Origin of the sequence: Thiocapsa sp. UBA6158, assembly GCF_002423035.1 — a bacterium.
Taxonomy (GTDB): Bacteria; Pseudomonadota; Gammaproteobacteria; order Chromatiales; family Chromatiaceae; genus Thiocapsa.
The window spans coordinates 1-16,684 of sequence record NZ_DIUM01000063.1; the positions used below are offsets into that span (position 1 = coordinate 1).

At 62.9% G+C, this 16,684-nt stretch carries 13 protein-coding genes and 1 pseudogene; 1 reads left to right on the top strand and 13 read right to left on the bottom strand.

Going from position 1 to position 16,684, the window contains the following annotated elements; genetic code table 11:
- From B4N44_RS08890 to B4N44_RS08925, 8 genes are all read right to left on the bottom strand, one after another.
- The coding region (locus B4N44_RS08890) for a glutamate synthase central domain-containing protein (RefSeq protein WP_296699564.1) at positions 1-2,662 on the bottom strand (2,662 nt) is incomplete at its 3' end.
- Positions 2,663-3,091: 429 nt separating this feature from the next.
- Entirely contained in the window at positions 3,092-4,174 is a 1,083-nt protein-coding gene (aroB, locus tag B4N44_RS08895) for a 3-dehydroquinate synthase (RefSeq protein ID WP_296699567.1), read from the bottom strand.
- Between the two features lie 65 nt (positions 4,175-4,239).
- Positions 4,240-4,764 carry a shikimate kinase AroK gene (gene aroK / locus B4N44_RS08900; RefSeq protein WP_093034165.1) on the bottom strand — a complete coding sequence of 175 codons (525 nt, stop codon included), beginning with the start codon at positions 4,762-4,764 and terminating at the stop codon, positions 4,240-4,242.
- A gap of 298 nt (positions 4,765-5,062) precedes the next feature.
- Positions 5,063-7,381 (bottom strand): type IV pilus secretin PilQ, encoded by a 2,319-nt coding sequence (gene pilQ, locus B4N44_RS08905; RefSeq protein ID WP_296699575.1) that lies wholly within the window; start codon positions 7,379-7,381, stop codon positions 5,063-5,065.
- 19 nt (positions 7,382-7,400) lie between these two features.
- Complete coding sequence (locus tag B4N44_RS08910) at positions 7,401-7,931, bottom strand: pilus assembly protein PilP (protein ID WP_296699578.1); 531 nt, start codon at positions 7,929-7,931, stop codon at positions 7,401-7,403.
- Positions 7,928-8,533, bottom strand: a complete 606-nt coding sequence (locus tag B4N44_RS08915; protein WP_296699580.1) for a type 4a pilus biogenesis protein PilO — start codon at positions 8,531-8,533, stop codon at positions 7,928-7,930. Before B4N44_RS08915 ends, B4N44_RS08910 begins: the two co-directional genes overlap by 4 nt.
- A 22-nt stretch (positions 8,534-8,555) precedes the next feature.
- Positions 8,556-9,173, bottom strand: coding sequence for a PilN domain-containing protein (locus B4N44_RS08920; protein WP_296699583.1), 618 nt, complete (start codon positions 9,171-9,173; stop codon positions 8,556-8,558).
- A complete protein-coding gene (locus B4N44_RS08925; RefSeq protein ID WP_296699586.1) occupies positions 9,174-10,259 on the bottom strand; it encodes a pilus assembly protein PilM in 1,086 nt (361 codons plus the stop codon).
- Between the two features lie 287 nt (positions 10,260-10,546).
- Between B4N44_RS08925 and B4N44_RS08930 the strand changes: the two genes are divergently transcribed.
- Positions 10,547-11,155, top strand: a complete 609-nt coding sequence (locus B4N44_RS08930) for a hypothetical protein (protein WP_296699589.1) — start codon at positions 10,547-10,549, stop codon at positions 11,153-11,155.
- 25 nt (positions 11,156-11,180) lie between these two features.
- Here the strand turns inward: B4N44_RS08930 and B4N44_RS08935 are convergent.
- From B4N44_RS08935 to B4N44_RS08955, 5 genes and pseudogenes are all read right to left on the bottom strand, one after another.
- Positions 11,181-12,414, bottom strand: a pseudogene (locus B4N44_RS08935) (type II citrate synthase).
- A 202-nt stretch (positions 12,415-12,616) separates the two neighbouring features.
- Entirely contained in the window at positions 12,617-13,555 is a 939-nt protein-coding gene (gene mdh / locus B4N44_RS08940; RefSeq protein ID WP_296699592.1) for a malate dehydrogenase, read from the bottom strand.
- 376 nt (positions 13,556-13,931) lie between these two features.
- Positions 13,932-14,132, bottom strand: coding sequence for a 50S ribosomal protein L31 (gene rpmE, locus B4N44_RS08945; protein ID WP_093192065.1), 201 nt, complete (start codon positions 14,130-14,132; stop codon positions 13,932-13,934).
- 145 nt (positions 14,133-14,277) lie between these two features.
- Entirely contained in the window at positions 14,278-15,468 is a 1,191-nt protein-coding gene (hemW, locus tag B4N44_RS08950) for a radical SAM family heme chaperone HemW (protein WP_296699603.1), read from the bottom strand.
- Complete coding sequence (locus tag B4N44_RS08955; RefSeq protein WP_296699605.1) at positions 15,465-16,550, bottom strand: TRAP transporter substrate-binding protein; 1,086 nt, start codon at positions 16,548-16,550, stop codon at positions 15,465-15,467. Before B4N44_RS08955 ends, hemW begins: the two co-directional genes overlap by 4 nt.
- Between the last annotated feature and the right edge of the window lie 134 nt (positions 16,551-16,684).

Sequence of the window (16,684 nt, forward strand, 5' to 3'; positions counted from 1 at the left end):
AGGACATGGCGCCGGTCGCGAAACGTTTGACGATGGCGCTGGCCGGCTCGACCTCCTCGATCGGGATCGGCTCGGGTGCGAACTTCAGCTCCATGAGGCCGCGCAAGGTCAGGAGTCGCTCGGACTGGTCGTTGATCAGGCGGGAGTATTCACCGAAGGTCTCGAAGCTCTTCGCACGGGTCGCATGCTGAAGCTTCGAGATGGTTTCGGGGGTCCAGACATGATCCTCGCCGCGCAGTCGATAGGCGTAGTCCCCGCCGACATCCAGGTGTTTGCGGTAGATCTGCTCGCGTCCGTAGGCTTGTGCGTGCCAGCGCACCGCCTCCTCGGCGATCTCCTTCAGACCGATCCCTTCCACCTTCGATTGGGTGCCGGTGAAGTAGCGCTGGATAAAAGGCGTGTTCAGCCCGATCGCGTCGAAGATCTGTGCTCCGCAATAGGACTCGAGCATCGAGATGCCCATCTTCGACATGACCTTGAGCAGCCCCTTGCCGATCGCCTTGATGTAGCGCTTCTGGGCCTCTTCGAAGGTCAGCGGCTCGGGAAGATGGGGCAGCAGCGACTGGATGGTGTCGAAAGCGAGATAGGGGTTGATCGCCTCGGCGCCGTAGCCCTCCAGCGTGGCGAAGTGATGAACCTCCAAGGCGGCACCGGTTTCGACCACGATGCCCGAGCTGGTGCGCAGACCGCGTCGGATGAGATGGTGATGCACCGACGAGGTGGCGAGTAGTGCCGGGATCGGGATGTGGTCGAGATTGGTGTTGCGATCCGATAGGATCAGGATGTTGTAGCCGGCCAAAACCGCCTTCTCGGCCTGCTCGCAGAGTCGATCGAGCGCCGAGCCCATACCCTCGGCACCCTGCGTCGCGGGGTAGACCATGTCGAGCGTGCGGGTCCGGAACGCCGCCCCGGCGCTGTACTCAATGTGTCGAATCCGCTCCAGGTCTTGATTGGTCAACACCGGCTGCGGGGTCTCCAGACGCCAGTGCTTGCCGGCCTCGTTGATCCCCAGGAGGTTCGGGCGTGGCCCGATCATGCACACCAGCGACATCACCAGCTCTTCGCGGATCGGGTCGATCGGCGGATTGGTGACCTGCGCGAAATTTTGCTTGAAATAGGTCGAAAGATGCTTGGGACGGTTCGAAAGCACCGACGGCGGATTATCCGCACCCATCGAGCCGACGGCTTCTTGTCCCGTGAGGATCATCGGGCTCAACAGGAATTTGATGTCTTCCTGGGTGTAGCCGAAGGCCTGCTGGGCGTCCAGCAGGGTCGCATCGTCCGGCGACATGGGTCCGACACTGGTCGGCAGCTCGTCGAGTCGGATCTGCGTCTTCTTGAGCCATTCTCCGTAGGGCTTGGCCTCGGCGAGCTGGGTCTTGATCTCGACATCGTCGATGATGCGGCCCTGCTCCAGGTCGATCAGGAGCATCTTGCCGGGCTGCAGACGCCATTTCTTGACGATGCGCTCCTCGGCGATGTCGAGCACGCCCATCTCGGAGGCCATCACGACCATGTCGTCTCTGGTGACCAGATAGCGCGCCGGACGCAGACCGTTGCGATCCAGCGTCGCGCCGATCTGGCGCCCATCCGTGAAGGCGACCGCAGCCGGACCATCCCAGGGCTCCATCAGAGCCGTATGATACTCGTAGAAGGCGCGACGCTTCTCGTCCATCAAGCGATTGCCGGTCCAGGCTTCGGGGATCAGCACCATCATGGCGTGCGCGAGCGAGTAGCCGCCCATCACCAGCAGCTCGAGCGCATTGTCGAAGCACGCGGAGTCCGACTGACCTTCCGGGATCAGCGGCCAGATGGCGTCGAGATCGTCGCCGAGGATGTCCGAGCGCATGGTGTGCCGGCGCGCGGCCATCCAGTTGACGTTGCCGCGCAGGGTGTTGATCTCGCCGTTGTGGCAGATCATGCGAAACGGCTGAGCCAGATCCCAGGTCGGGAAGGTATTGGTCGAAAAGCGTTGATGCACCAGCGCGATGGCGGATTCGAAGCGCTCGTCGGAGAGATCGAGATAATAGTTGCCGACCTGGTCGGCAAGCAGCATGCCCTTGTAGTTGAGCGTGCGCGAGGACAGCGAGGCCGTGTAGTAGGAGGTCTGATCGTATCCGGAGCCGCGGATCTCGTTGTCCATCCGCTTGCGGATGACAAAGAGCTTGCGCTCGAAGGCGTCCTGATCGGCACAGTTCTCGCCCCGAGCGATGAACACCTGTTGGACCAGTGGCTCGGTCGGGAGCACGCTCTTGCCCAGATCGCTGTTGTCGACCGGAACATCGCGCCAACCCAGCACCCGCTGTCCGCCTTCCCGCACGTGGCGATCGATGATGTCCTGCATCAAGCCGCGCGCATCCGCGTCGCGGGGCAGAAACACCATACCGACGCCGTATTCGCCGACCGAGGGGAGCTCGAACGAGACCTGCGCACGCAGAAAGGCGTCCGGGATCTGCACCAGGATGCCGGCACCGTCGCCAGCCTTGGGATCCGCGCCGACCGCGCCGCGGTGGGCAAGACGTTCCAGGATCTCCAGCCCCTGCCGGACGATCGCGTGGCTCTTGGTATTCTTGATGTTGCAGACGAAGCCGACCCCGCAGGAGTCGCGTTCGTTGGTCGGGTCATAGAGACCCTGTGCGGGCGGATAGGCACGAAGGCTCATGATTGACCTCGCTGATACGAAAAACATGTTGCCGGGGATTGTGCAGTCGCGACCCGCGCGCTTACACCTTCAAACCTGTGAGTAATTGTCGCAACCGAAGCCCGACATCACAATCGTGTCGTCATTTCGAACGGGGAAGTCGTTTTACATCGACCGGGAGAGACGACGATCTCGGCCGGGTCACCGCAAGGCCCCGGAGGATAACGGCTTAGCAGATGCTATGCCACATCTGCCGAAATCAATCAGGTCCTGGCCGAGTACGCTCGCTCCGTGCAGAGTCGGTCTATGCGTGCCGAGAGCGCGGACGTTCAACCCTCTACGGCGCCTGCTTGTGCAGAGGATCGGGCGAGTACGACCGGACGCAGCAACGCCCCACCGTTGTGCGCGAGGCGTTCCGGCCGCTCTAAATCGGTGCGGGTGAGCGCGATCTCAGGAAGCCGCGGCGTCGAGGGTCGCTCGCAGCAGGTGCGGGTCGACGTCGCCCGTGACCAGAGCGTCTCCGGGGTGTTGAAGGAGAACCAGGCGCAGTCGACCGTCCTGGACCTTTTTATCGACCGCCATGAGCTCGAGAAAGCGATCGGCGGAGAGCTCGTTCGGTGCGGCAACTGGAAGACCTGCGCTGGCCACCAGCCGGCGGACCCAGTCGACGTCTACGTCGGTGAGCCAACCCATGCGGGCGGATAGATCGGCTGCCATGCAGATTCCGACCCCGACCGCCTCGCCGTGCAGCCAGTTGCCGTAACCAGTCGCGGTCTCGATGGCGTGTCCGAAGGTGTGTCCGAGGTTGAGCAGCGCGCGCTGCCCGGCCTCGAGCTCGTCCTCCGCGACGATCTCAGCCTTGATCTCGCAGGAGCGGCGGATGATGTAGGCCAAGGCGTCGGCATCGCGCGCAAGCAGCTCGGCCATGTGCGTTTCCAGCCAAGAGAGAAAGGTCGCGTCGCGGATGAGCCCGTATTTCAGAACCTCGGCCAATCCGGCCGAGAGCTCGCGCTGCGGCAATGTCGCCAAGGTCGAGGTATCTGCGATCACCGCTCGAGGCTGGTGGAAGGCCCCGATCATGTTCTTACCGGACGGATGGTTGATGCCGGTCTTGCCCCCGACGGAGGAGTCGACCTGTGCCAACAGGGTCGTGGGTACCTGAATGAAGCCGACCCCGCGCTGATAACAGGCGGCGGCGAACCCCGTCATGTCCCCCACCACGCCCCCGCCGAGCGCCACCAGGGTGCAATCACGTCCGAAACGCGCCTGAAGCAAGGCATCGAAGATCCGGTTCCAGACCTCCATCGTCTTGTATTGCTCGCCGTCGGGCAGCACCACCTCGCCGACGTGATAACCCTCCAGCGCAGCGCGAACCGCTTCCAGATACAGGGGCGCGACCGTCTCGTTGGTCACGATCATGACCTGCGAGCCGAGCAGATGCGGACGGTAGAGATCCGGATCCGAGAGCAGGCCGGAACCGATGTGAATGGGATAAGCACGCGCCCCGAGGGCGACGGTAAGGCTCCAGGACATGGCGTTTCTCCGATCATGCTGCCCGGACGTGAGCGGTGCTCTCGTCCAGGTCTTCCGGGCGCGGTTCAGATCTCTTCGGACTCCAAGCGTCGAGAGATCTCCTTGACCACGGAGCTGGTGCCGCGCTTTTCGGTCGACACGACCATATCGGCGACTTGGCGATAGAGCGGCTCGCGCTCCTCCATCAGCTCGCGTAGTTTCGCGAGTGGATCCTCCGTGTCCAACAAGGGGCGATTCCGGTCGCGAGCGGTGCGAGCGTACTGCTGCTCCGGGCTGCAATGCAGATAGATGACGACGCCGCGCGCCGCCAAGTCTTGCCGATTCTCCGCCGACAAGATGACCCCGCCGCCGGTCGCGAGCACGATCCGCTCCTCGCTCACCAGCTCCTCGATCACTTGGCGCTCGCGGGCACGAAAGCCGGTTTCGCCCTCGAACTCGAAGATGGTCGGGATGTCCACGCCCGTGCGGCGCTGGATCTCCTGGTCGCTGTCTTTGAAGGTGTAGGACAGCGTCTCGGCAAGCTGCCGTCCGACGGTACTCTTGCCGGCGCCCATCGGCCCGACGATAAAAATGTTCTGTGCGCGCATCATAAGAAAGGTATGCCAGATTTTCGGCGCGCGGGCAAGGGCAACGACGCCCGACCCAAGCGCGGTAAGAAAAACGACGCAAGCGGGGAGCGAGCGCCGGAGCGGTCGATCACAGCCCGATCGAGACAACGCGAGATCAAGCGCAATCCTCTGAGCTCCATCGGTTTCGCTGCGGGTTGAGGTTGCTGCTCAAGGGCGCGAGTGCAGCATGGCAGGTGTGTCGAGACCGTTCGTTGTCGTAATCGACCCTCGATACGACAACGACAACGATCTCGGGCCGTCTCGGAATCTCTGCACGGCTTCACTCGTTTCCAACCAGGTCGCCCTTGAGGATCTTGGGCGTGACGAAGATCAGGAGCTCCGAGTTGTTGTCCTCGCGAGCCTCTCGCTTGAAGAGTCGCCCGAGGACCGGGACATCCCCGATCCAGGGAACCTGCTCTTTGGCGAAGATCTTGGTGCGCTCGTAGACACCGCCCAAGACGACGGTCTCTCCGTTGTCGACCAAGACCCTGGTTTCGATCTCGCGGGTGTTGATGGTCGGCGTGCCCTCGACGACTCGGCTGAAATCGGGCTCGTCCTTGGTCACGATCAGATCCATGATGATCCGGTCATCCGGCGTGATCGCGGGCGTTACCGTTAAACTGAGGGTGGCGTTCTCGAATTCGACGTTCGTCCCGTTCTGAGAGACGGTCGGGTAAGGGATCCTTTTGCCGACCTCGATCCTCGCCTCCTTCTGGTCGGAGGTAATGACGCGCGGACTTGAGATCACCTCGCCGCGTCCCTCGCGTTGCATCGCCGAGAGCTCCAACTGAAGCAGATAGGAGCCGACCTTGCCGATCAAGAAGTTCACCGCACCAGCCGGGTCCGTCGCCGGGAGATTCACCAGCAGGGATGGGGCGGGATCTTCGTCGACTGGATTGACGATGATCGAGTTGTTCGGTTGGCCGGAGGTATTGAGTCCGAAGGGCCCGGCGTCATAGTTTTGGCCTCCAACGAGATTGCCGGGAAGCCCGCCGCCGATGAGCATCTCGTTGTTGTACAAGGCACCCATCGAGGTCGCGAGACCGAACCGCACACCCAGATCACGCGTGAAGTCGTTGTTGGCGATGACCACGCGCGACTCGATCATCACCTGCCGAACCGGGATGTCCAGACGCGCCACGATCTCGCGGATCTGATTCAGACGCGCAGAGGTATCCATGACCAGCAGCGTATTGGTGCGCTCGTCGAAGGTCACGCTGCCGCGCCCGGGGGTCAGGATCGAGTCTTTCGTGGATTCGCTCACGGTGCGATCGAGTTGGCGGGTGTCGCGCCCGATCGGGCTGCTGCCCCCTTGCGAGCTGACCGACGATTGAAGGCTGGATGCACCACGGATGAATGCGGCAATCTCGGCCGCCTTGGCGAACTTGACCGGGATGAACTCCGAACGGATCGGCGCCAATTCTTCAAGGCGCTGATCGGCGGTCAGGGTGCGCTCCTCATGCCCGACGATCTCGTCGAAGGGGCCGACCATGATGACATTGCCGTCCTGGCGCTTGGTCAGGTTCTTGGTCTTGAGGATGATGTCGAGCGCCTGATCCCAGGGCACGTTCTTCAAACGCAAGGTGATGTTACCGGCCACCGAATCGCTCGCCACCAGGTTCAGATCGGTGAAGTCGGCGAGCAGCTGGAGGACCGCCCGGACCTCGATGTCCTGGAAGTTCAGCGAGAGTCGCTCCCCGTCGTAGACGACCTTCTCACGCGCGAGACGCTCCTTTTCGGCCGAGGTCAGCGGTCGCAGCTCCAAGGTGAACAGCTCGTCCGTCTGGTAGGCCATGTACTCGAAGTCGCTGCCGGTCTGGACATTGACCTCGACGTTGCGTCCTTTGGGCCGGGACTCGATCGCCACGACAGGTGTCGCGAAGTCTACGACGTCGAGCCGACGGAACAGGCGCTGCGGCAGGGCCGCGTCGATGATGTCGACCAGGACGCGACTCCCCTGCTCCCGCACGGTGACGCGGGTGGTTACGCTCGGGAGCCTGATCAGGACACGGCCCTCGCCCTCTGGACCGCGGCGGAAATCGATGTCGCGAACGCTCGGCCCCGGGGCCGCGCCTCCGTCGGAGGCGGGACGATCCCAAGGTGCGGACACCGGTGCCCGGGGCTGTGCTCGCGCGGTCGCGGGTGCCGGCGGCGCAGGCCGCGCCGCCTCCGGCTCGCTCCGGGCGTCGATATCCACGCGCACCCGATTGCCTTCGGTCGTGACCCGATAGGGGACCGAATCGTTCAAGTTGATTACGACACGGGCGCGATCGCTTGCCTCCACCGCGACCAGGCTATGGACCGGACCGACGCCGATCGGGATGGCTCTGCGCTCGAGTCGGTTGGCGACGCCCTCGAAGTCGAGCGCGATCCGGGCGGGCGACACCGTATCGAAGGTTCGGGGAGCGCTGACCGGTCCGGAGAAGAGGAGCTGGATCTCGACGCGGTTTCCCGGCTGCGCCGCAAATTGAACGTCGGTGAGATCCACAGCTGCAACCTTTGCCGCGCCGATGGACAAACCGAGCAGGGCCGCATACCGGAGCACCCGTCGTAGGATGCCGCGAGGTCCGCGCGGGCTCGGTCGATAGGGGCTGTTCATCGCGCCATGCCTCTGCCTGTCACGGGGTGAGTTTGAGTTCGGCCGAACGTTCGCGCCAATCGCCGGGTACTTCGGAGACGATCTCCGTCAACCGGACAGTGTCGTCGGTGATGCCGACGATCTGTCCGTTGTTCATTCCGAGATAATTCCCGACCCGTACGCGATATACCAAGCCTTCGCGTGTTCGAACCAAGGCCCATCGGGTCTCTTGCTGCTGGACCGTACCCACCATACGCAGCGAATCCAAGGGATAACTCTCGAGTTCTTCCTCGGGTCGAAGCGGATCCGGGGCGAGGCTGTTGTCCGCCCCGGCCGCCGTCGCGGTTTGCGTGTCCATCACGAAAGGATCGCGTCGCCCTTCGGACTCGAAGACGAAGGCATGGACGGGTTGAATCTCGGGCAATGGCTCGATTGGCCCGGGGGGACGGGCTCTGACCTCGTCGATGTAGGACCGCAGCTCCTGCGTTCCGCTGCGGTCGCAGCCCCACAAGAGCAACGCCGTCAAGACCAGCGCCCCGAGTACGCAGGTCGCGTGAAGTCGCCTGCTCACTGTTCGGCGTCCTCGTCGAGATAGCGATAGGTCTTCACCGTTGCCTGCAGCGACAGCTTCGCCGCAACGCTGCCGGTCGTTGCGCCGGTATCGCTGATCTTGGTGTCGTGGACCGTCACGATGCGCGGCAAGGATGCCAATCCGCTCACGAAGCGTCCGAAGTCGTGATAGCTGCCGGTGACTCGAATCTGGATCGGCAGCTCGGCGTAGAAGTCCTTCAGCTGCTCGCTGCCCGGTTGAAACAGCTCGAACTCAAGCCCCGCGGCGAGCCCGGTTTGAGAGACATCGACCAAGAGCGATGCGACCTCCGTTCGGTTCGGCAGCTGACGGAGCATCGCCCCGAAGGACTCCTTCATCTCCTCGATCTGCTGGCGATACTCCTCGAGATTCGCCGCCTTGCGCTGCTTGGTCTCGAAGGATGCGCGCAGATCCCGCTCGGTCGCCTCGGCGCGATCGAGCCGACTCAACTGCTCCTGCGTGTCGAAATAGAAGACCGCTCCGGCCAAGGCGATACAGGCGAGCAAGATCGCGACGGCCTTCACCGCGATCGGCCACTCGCCGACGTTGTTGAGATCGAGTTGGTTGAGCTCGCTCAAATCCATCCGAAGGTCTCCGCTTGCCCCGTCATCGGCGACTGTCGGCCAGGAGTCGCATCCCCGACCGTTTGTCCTCAGGGTGGTACATCTGCGTCGATGCCGGGCTTGCCGCGGGGCTGACCTGATCGAAGGCCAATCGAAACTGGCTCAAGCCCGTCCCGGTCTTGTCCTCGATCAAAAGTAACCGAGGGCTGCCGATCCATTCCGATGCCTCGATGCTTCGCATAAAGGCCGAGACGCGCGCATTGGACTGGGCATGTCCTTCGACGACGACGGCCCGTCCGTTCTGCTCGAGCTTGGTGAGATAAACGCCTTCGGGAATCGCGACCACCAACTCGTCGAACAGGCGCACGATCTCCGGGCGGCTCTCTTGAAGCTCTTGGATAATCTCCATGCGCGAGAGGAGATCCGCCTTGATCTTCTCGAGATCTTCGATCTCTTTGATCTGACGGTTCAGTTGCGCGATCTCGCCCTCCAGAAGCTGATTTCGGGCCTGCTGATCGCCGATCCTCTCCTCGATCTGCAGGTGGACCAACACCGCCAGAAGCAGCGTGAAGACCAGCGCGAGACCTCCAGCGTCGGCAAACTCCTTGTGTCGCCGTTGCCGCGCCTCTTCTCGCCAAGGCAGGAGGTTGATGCGCGTCATCTAGTCGAAGCCTCGTAAGGCCAATCCAACAGCGACCATCATTCCGGGAGCCTCCCGCATCAACTCCCGGGTGTTGACGCTGGGCGAGATCGACATTCCGCGAAAGGGATTGGCGACGGCGGCCGGCAGCTTGAGGCGTTCCGCCATCAGGACATCGATCCCCGGGATGCTTGCCGGTCGACCGGCAAGCAGGATCCGATCGACGTGATTGAAGCTGGTTCCGGAATAAAAGAACTGCAGCGCACGACCGATCTGTTGCGCCAATGCCTCCTTGAAGGGCCCGAGCACGTCGGTCTCGTATCCCTGCGCGACATCGCCCTCGAGAATCCTGCTTAAGGCCACCTCGCGGGACAGGCCGTAGCGGCGCTGGACCTCTTCGAGCAGTTGTTGACCCCCGAAGTTCTGCTCGCGGGTATAGACGATCTGGCCCTCGTGCATGACATGCAGCGTCGTCGTCGCGGCACCGACGTCGGCCACGGCGACGGTTCGAGCGGACTTGAGATTGGTCTCGGTTCCCGCTTCCTCGGCGAGGATCAGCGAGCAGGCGTTCTCCATCGCGTAGGCCTCGACGTCGACGACGGCCGGGGTCAACCCGGACGCCTCCAGCACGCCGACGCGGTCGTCGACGTTTTCTTGACGCGAGGCGACCAACAGCACGTCGACCATCGAGGGGTTGCCCTTCGTCGGGCCCACGACCTGGAAGTCGAGATTGACCTCTTCCAACGGATATGGAATGTATTGATCGGCCTCGAGCTGGATCTGGTTCTCCATCTCGGCGTCGCTGAGGGTTCCGGCCATGGCGATCACCTTGGTGATCACCGCCGAGCCGGCCACGGCCACCGCCGCGCGTTTCGCGCGCGTTCCGGTGCGGCCGACGGCCTTGCGGATGGTTGCTGCCACACGTTCGACATCAGCGATCTTCTTCTCGATCAGGGCATCCGGAGGAAGCGGCTCGATCGCGAAATGCTCCACACGAAACGCCGCGGCAGTCTGGACGGGCAATCGCGACAACTCGATGAGCTTAATTGCGGTTGAGCTGATATCGATCCCGACGAGGGGTTTTATTTTGCTGCTGAGGCCGAACATCGCCATTTCCCCAGGTGATTTCCGTTCTAAACCGCGTCCTTGCTAATGGTTGTGGATGCGGCAAACGTCGAGCTCACTCGAAAACAAGCATCTCGCTCGGGACGCGGTTTAATACGGCTCGCCGCGCGAGTCCCCGAGCCGACGGGGCGTTTTGCCGAGGGCGCCCGAATCCCCACCGGGGGCGAGCCTTGGCTGGGCTCCATTATAGACACGCTCCACGCCGATGCGCGGAGTTTGAGCGCACGAACGATGCGCCGATGCCGAGATGCACGGGAATGAGGTACGCCATGCCGACGAGAGAACGGATCCATGCACAGCGCGAGCGACTTGCCTACGAGGCCGCTCGCATCGTCCTCGACCAAGGCTTGGAGGATTACGACAAGGCCAGACGGAAGGCGGCCGAACGCATCGGTGTGCCGGATCGGCGTCATTGGCCGAGCAACGAGGCGGTGCAGGACGCGGTTCTAGCGCAGCGTCGGCTCTTTATGGGCCGAGCCGACGAGGAAGCGTTGCAACGCCTCCGGGCCGCGGCCCTCCAGGCGATGGAGCAGCTTGAGCTGTTCGCGCCTCGACTGGTCGGCGGTGCGCTCAGCGGTGCGCTCGGCTCCGGGTCGGGCATCGACCTGCTGCTGTTTGCCGACCGCGCCGAAGACGTGATCTTTACATTGCTCGACCTGCGCATCCCCTGGCGCGAGGCAGAGCGCTCGATGCGGTATCCCGGTGGCGCGCGTTGCGTTCATCCGGTCTTTCGCTTCATGGCGGGGGAGCTGCCGGTCGAGCTGGTCGTGCTGCCGCGACGGGCCTTGCGCAATCCCCCTTTGGATCCCGTGACCGAGCGCCCGCAGCGCGGCGCGGATCGGCATGAGGTGGCGCGATTGATCGCGTTCGGCGCCTAGAAAACACCCCCGAATCGGGGTTTCTCTAACGTTTCGAGATCGGCAGATAGTCTCTTTGGGTGGGGCCGTGATAGATCTGACGGGGGCGGCCGATACGGTTGTTGGGGTCGGACATCATTTCCATCCAATGCGATACCCAGCCGACCGTGCGCGCGACCGCGAACATCACGGTGAACATGTTGCGCGGTATTCCGAGCGCCTGATAGATGATCCCGGAATAAAAGTCGACGTTCGGATAGAGCTTCCGCTCGACGAAATACTCGTCGCTCAGAGCGATCTCTTCGAGCTTCATCGCTAATTCGAACAATGGGTTGTCGGTGTCGGCGAGCTCTTCGAGCACCTGGTGGCAGACCTCGCGAATGATCTTCGCGCGCGGATCATAGTTCTTGTAGACCCGATGTCCGAAACCCATCAGCCGAAACGGGTCATCCTTGTCCTTGGCCTTTTCCATGTAGCGCTGCACATTCTTGACGTCTCCGATCTCGTTGAGCATGTCCAGGACGGCCTCGTTCGCGCCCCCATGTGCCGGACCCCACAGCGAGGCGATGCCCGCCGCTACACAGGCGAAGGGATTCGCACCGGAGCTGCCGGCAAGGCGTACCGTGGAGGTGCTGGCGTTTTGCTCGTGGTCGGCGTGCNNTGGCGAACATCATGTGCAGGAAGTTCGCGCAATACCGTAGGTCGTTGCGTGGATACATGATCGGCTCGCCGACGCTGTGCTTGTAAGCCGCAGCTGCGATGGTCGGGAGCTTGGCGATCAGACGATGTGCCGAGATCTCGCGGTGGCGTGCGTCGTTGAGGCTCAGCGAGTCGTGGTAGAAGGCGGAGAGGGATCCGACGACGCCGATCAGGATCGCCATGGGATGAGCGTCATAGTGAAAACCGTTCAGGAAATCCTTCAGGTTTTCATTGAGCATGGTGTGACGGGTGATCATCTTCTCGAACCCGACCAACTCCTTTTCCACGGGCAGCTCGCCGTACAGGAGCAGATAGGCGACCTCGAGAAAACTCGCCTTGGTCGCGAGCTGCTCGATCGGATAGCCCCGATAGAGCAGGATCCCGTCCTCGCCGTCGATGTAGGTGATGGCGCTGTGGCAACTGGCGGTGGACATGAAACCGGGGTCGTACGTGAAGATCCCGGCCTCCTTGTAGAGAGAGGAGATATCCGCGGCCGACGGGCCGACGCTGCCGGAGCGTAACGGGAAGTCGAAGCTCTCGCCCGTGACGTTGTTGGTGATGGTGATCGTTTGGTTCGCCATAAGCTCGCTCCTGGCCGTCTTCGGGACGTCGCGCCCCGTCGGCGTTGGTGTTGTTGGTCTCGAGTCTCGACTGCGGCGTGACGACAAGCAAGGCCGATGCGCCGGGGTGATCCGCGGGTACCGATCCGCGCTGCTGTTTCGAACAAGATGCGTCGACCCGGCCCGTCAGGCTCGACGGACCCAAGCAAGTATCGGCCCAACGTCAAGACAGAGACAGACTGCGCAGGCGTTCGATGTCAGCGCGTACCGCGCTCGCCGAGCGGTCGAAGTCCGCCCGTTCGTGGGCATTCAGATCCAGCTCCACAATCGATTCCATCCCCCGCTCGCCCAGAACGCAGGGGACGCCCATCGCGATGTCGCTCTCGCCGTATTCGCCTTCGAGCAGGGCGACACAGGAGAGCAGTCGCCGGCGGTTGTTGACGATGGCGTCGACCATCGCCGCAACCGCAGCCCCCGGTGCATCGTAGGCGCTGGAGTTCTTTCGCAAGGCAAGGATCTCGGCGCCGCCTTGGCGCGTGCGCTCCATAATGGCCGCAATACGCTCCTCGGAGATGAAGTGCGAGATCGGGATCCCGTTGATGGTGCAAAACCGCGGCACGGGCACCATCGTGTCGCCGTGACCGCCGAGAACCATGGTCGTGATGTCTAGCGCCGAAAAACCGGTCTCCTGAGCGATGAAGCTGGCCATGCGCGCGGCGTCGAGGACACCGGCCTGTCCGAAGATCCGATTGCGATCCCAGCCCGTGCGTTGTGCGACCCGATAGGTCAGTGTATCCACCGGATTGGAGACGATCAGCACCATGGCATCGGGCGCATACTGCATGATCTGATCGGTGACGCCGTCGATGATGCGGACATTCGCCTCGAGCACGTCCGAGCGGGACATGCCAGGTTTTCGGGGAAGTCCGGCAGTGACGATGACCAGATCGGAATCCCTGAGGATCTGCGGATCGTTGCTGCCGTTGATCGAGCAATCGAATTCGAAGAAGGGGGCCATTTGGAGGATGTCCAGAGCGATCCCCTCGGGGATCCCCTCGCGAACATCCATGAGAGCGATCTCGCGACAGAACTCTTCCTCGGCCAGGATCTGCGCAGTCGTCTCGCCGACTCGGCCGGCGCCGATGATGGTGATCTTGTTCACGTGACTGTTTCTCCGATCAGTGGTCCGTTGACCACGGTCGCGCGGACCGCTTTGACGCCGTGGCCTCTTCAGGGATCAGACGGACTGGATCCCGGAGCCTATCTTACACCGGCACTTCCATGCGTGACCCGCCAGGGGAGGAGTCGCTCGATGGACATGAAATCGGACGATCGACAGGCTGTGCGCTGGGGATTCGATCGAAGCAGGTCCCTGCAAAATTCACGGCTGACCAAGGGACGAGCCCGGGCGGAGTGATCAATTGGTGCGGATGCGCCGGGCGGCGCAGCCGAAGGGGTCGAACGTCATGCTCGGGGGGGGGCCGGCTCGGTCGACGAGCCGGGATGCGCCGGGCGGGGCAGCGCCCGATGCATGCGTATCAGCGCGCGTATTTGCGCCTGAACTTATCGACGCGCCCGGCGGTGTCGAGGACCTTTTGCTTGCCGGTGTAGAAGGGATGGCAAGAGGAGCAAACCTCGACGTGCATTTCCTTGCCCAAGGTTGAGCGGGTCGTAAACTCGTTACCGCAGCTGCAGACCACCTTGACGTCGGCGTAATTGGGATGGATTCCTTCTTTCATGATGACCCTGGCGTTGGCATTGGCCCCGATCGGGCGCTGAAAAATCAATGGAACGCAGTAGGATACAACCCCGGCCACCACCCCGCAACCATGTGTTGCGCCTCGATCGTCCTTTCCCGACCCCGGCCTCTCGACCCGACGCCGATCATGACTCGGCAGCGAAGCGCGCGACAAGGTCGTCGAGGAAACGGCGACCCTGAACGCTAGGCTCGACGCGCTCGGCAAGGGTCCGGACCATACCGTCGTGCTCCGCGCCTCGGACGATGTTCGAGATGCGCGACCAAGGCAGTCCCGTGGTGCGGGTGAAAAGACCGCACGGGAATCCCTCGGTGAGACGCAGGGCATTGAGTGCAAACTCGAAAATCAGATCCTGCTCGTCAAGGATGCGCGTGCTGCCGACCAAGTTGTCCATGGATGCGTTCAGGTAGGCCGAGGGATGGCGGTGTTTCGCGGTTCGTGACACCTGCCGGCCGCCTCGCCCCGGGCTCTCCTGCGTGAGCTTGCCGTGGGCGCCCGCACCGATCCCGAGATAGTCGCCGAACTCCCAGTAGTTGAGGTTGTGGCGACAGCGCGCGCCGTCCCGCGCATGGGCGGAGACCTCGTATTGACGGTAGCCGGCTCGCGCTAGGTCCTCGAGGCCCTGCTCGGCGATGTCGGCGGCCAGGTCGGAATCCGGCATGGGGGGCGGGTGCGCATGAAACGCGGTGTTGGGCTCAAGCGTCAGCTGGTAGTAGGAGATGTGCTCGGGTTCCAGGGTGAGCAGCGCTTCGAGATCCTGCTTCGCCTCCGCGAGCCCCTGCTCGGGCAGCGCAAACATCATGTCCAGATTGATGGTGTCGAACCCGGCCGCGCGGGCCATCCGCAGGGTCTGGTACACCTCGTCGGGTCCGTGAATCCGTCCGAGTGCATGCAAGCGGGCTGCCGATAGACTTTGCACACCGATCGAGAGTCGATTGACCCCTGCCTCGCGGTAATCCGCGAAACGGGCCGCATCGCGCGTCCCCGGATTCGCCTCCAGGGTGATCTCGATCCCCGGGAGCAGGTCGGCACGCTCCCGAATGCCGTCGAGCAGTTGCCGCACGGCCGGGCCGGGAAACAGGCTGGGTGTTCCGCCGCCGATAAACACCGAGCTCAGCGGCCGTCGTGCCCCGGCCCGGTCGAGCTCGAGATCCAGATCCGCCAGAAGGCGTGTCACATAGGGTTCGAACGGCGGGGTGTCCGCGGCATGCGAGTTGAAATCGCAGTAGGGACATTTGCTCACACACCAAGGGGTGTGCACGTAGAGCGCAAGCGGCAACCCCTGCGCGCCGTCGCTGCTGCTTGCGGATTCGGTCACGCCTGATCGCGTGCCTGCAGGTAGGCCAACTCCCCGATCCCGCTCCACTCCTTGCTCTGGCTAAGGAATTTTTTGTAAGAGCTGTAGACCTTGGAGGAGAACGCATCCTTCTGTGCGATCTCGGCGACGACATCATCCGAGAGTGCTCGCAGCTTGAGGATGACGTCGTTTGGAAACCGTCGCAGGTCGACGTTGTGCTTGGTGATGAGCGTCTGAAGGGCAACGGGGTTGCGCGCAGTGTACTCGGCGAGCATGTCCTGATTGACCACCTTGCAGGCGTTCGTGACGATGGATTGAAGATCCGCCGGCAGCCCATCGTAGACCTTCTTGTTGATCATGGCCTCCAGGATGGTGCCGGGCTCATGCCAACCCGGATAGTAGTAATACTTGGCCGCCTTGTAGAGGCCGAAGGCCAAGTCGTTGTAGGGTCCAACCCACTCGGTGGCATCGATCGTACCGTTCTGCAGTGCGGTGAAGAGCTCCCCTCCGGGAAGGTTGACCGGGGTTCCGCCGGCCCGCGCCAGAACTTCGCCGCCCAGGCCGGGGATGCGCATCTTCAGGCCTTTCAGATCCTCGACCGAGTTGATCTCCTTGTTGAACCAACCACCCATCTGAACGCCGGTGTTCCCCGCAGGGGCAGGCACCAAGCCAAACTGCGCGTAGAGTTCCGTCCAGAGCTCCATCCCGCCGCCGTGGTAGATCCAGCCGTTCATCTCCTGCGCGGTCAGACCGAAAGGCACGGTGGAGAAGAACTGAGCGGCCTCGCTCTTGCCTTTCCAGTAATAGGCCGAGCCGTGGCCCATCTCGGCGGTCCCGCGCGAGACCGCATCGAAGATCTCGAACGCAGGGACCAGCTCGCCGGCACCGAAGACCTTGACCTCGATCCGCCCGCCGCTCATCTCGCCGATTAAGGCAGCGAGGTTGTTTGCTCCCGTGCCGAGGCCGGGAAAGTTCTTTGGCCAGGTCGTGACCATCTTCCACGCGTACTCGGCCTTGGCATGCGCCGAGCGCATCCCGCCGGACAATGCCCCGACCGCCAACGAGCCGGCACCAACCCCTTTGATGAAATCGCGGCGCTGCATCCACTTACTCCAATCTGCTTGTTGATGTTTTGCTTGTCGTGGTGAGAACTCGAGGGCGGAACGCCGGCTCCGTCCCCACGCTGCCGTTCAAGTCCGCGGGGCCCGAAGATGCCTAGGAGCCTGTCCGACTTGTG

Coding starts and splice junctions, on each gene's coding strand:
- aroB (WP_296699567.1), bottom strand. CDS start 4,174: ATGTCCTGGAGCCTTACCGTCGCCCTCGGGGCGCGTGCTTATCCCATT.
- aroK (WP_093034165.1), bottom strand. CDS start 4,764: ATGATGCGCGCACAGAACATTTTTATCGTCGGGCCGATGGGCGCCGGC.
- pilQ (WP_296699575.1), bottom strand. CDS start 7,381: ATGAACAGCCCCTATCGACCGAGCCCGCGCGGACCTCGCGGCATCCTA.
- B4N44_RS08915 (WP_296699580.1), bottom strand. CDS start 8,533: ATGGATTTGAGCGAGCTCAACCAACTCGATCTCAACAACGTCGGCGAG.
- B4N44_RS08920 (WP_296699583.1), bottom strand. CDS start 9,173: ATGACGCGCATCAACCTCCTGCCTTGGCGAGAAGAGGCGCGGCAACGG.
- B4N44_RS08925 (WP_296699586.1), bottom strand. CDS start 10,259: ATGTTCGGCCTCAGCAGCAAAATAAAACCCCTCGTCGGGATCGATATC.
- B4N44_RS08930 (WP_296699589.1), top strand. CDS start 10,547: ATGCCGACGAGAGAACGGATCCATGCACAGCGCGAGCGACTTGCCTAC.
- rpmE (WP_093192065.1), bottom strand. CDS start 14,132: ATGAAAGAAGGAATCCATCCCAATTACGCCGACGTCAAGGTGGTCTGC.
- B4N44_RS08955 (WP_296699605.1), bottom strand. CDS start 16,550: ATGCAGCGCCGCGATTTCATCAAAGGGGTTGGTGCCGGCTCGTTGGCG.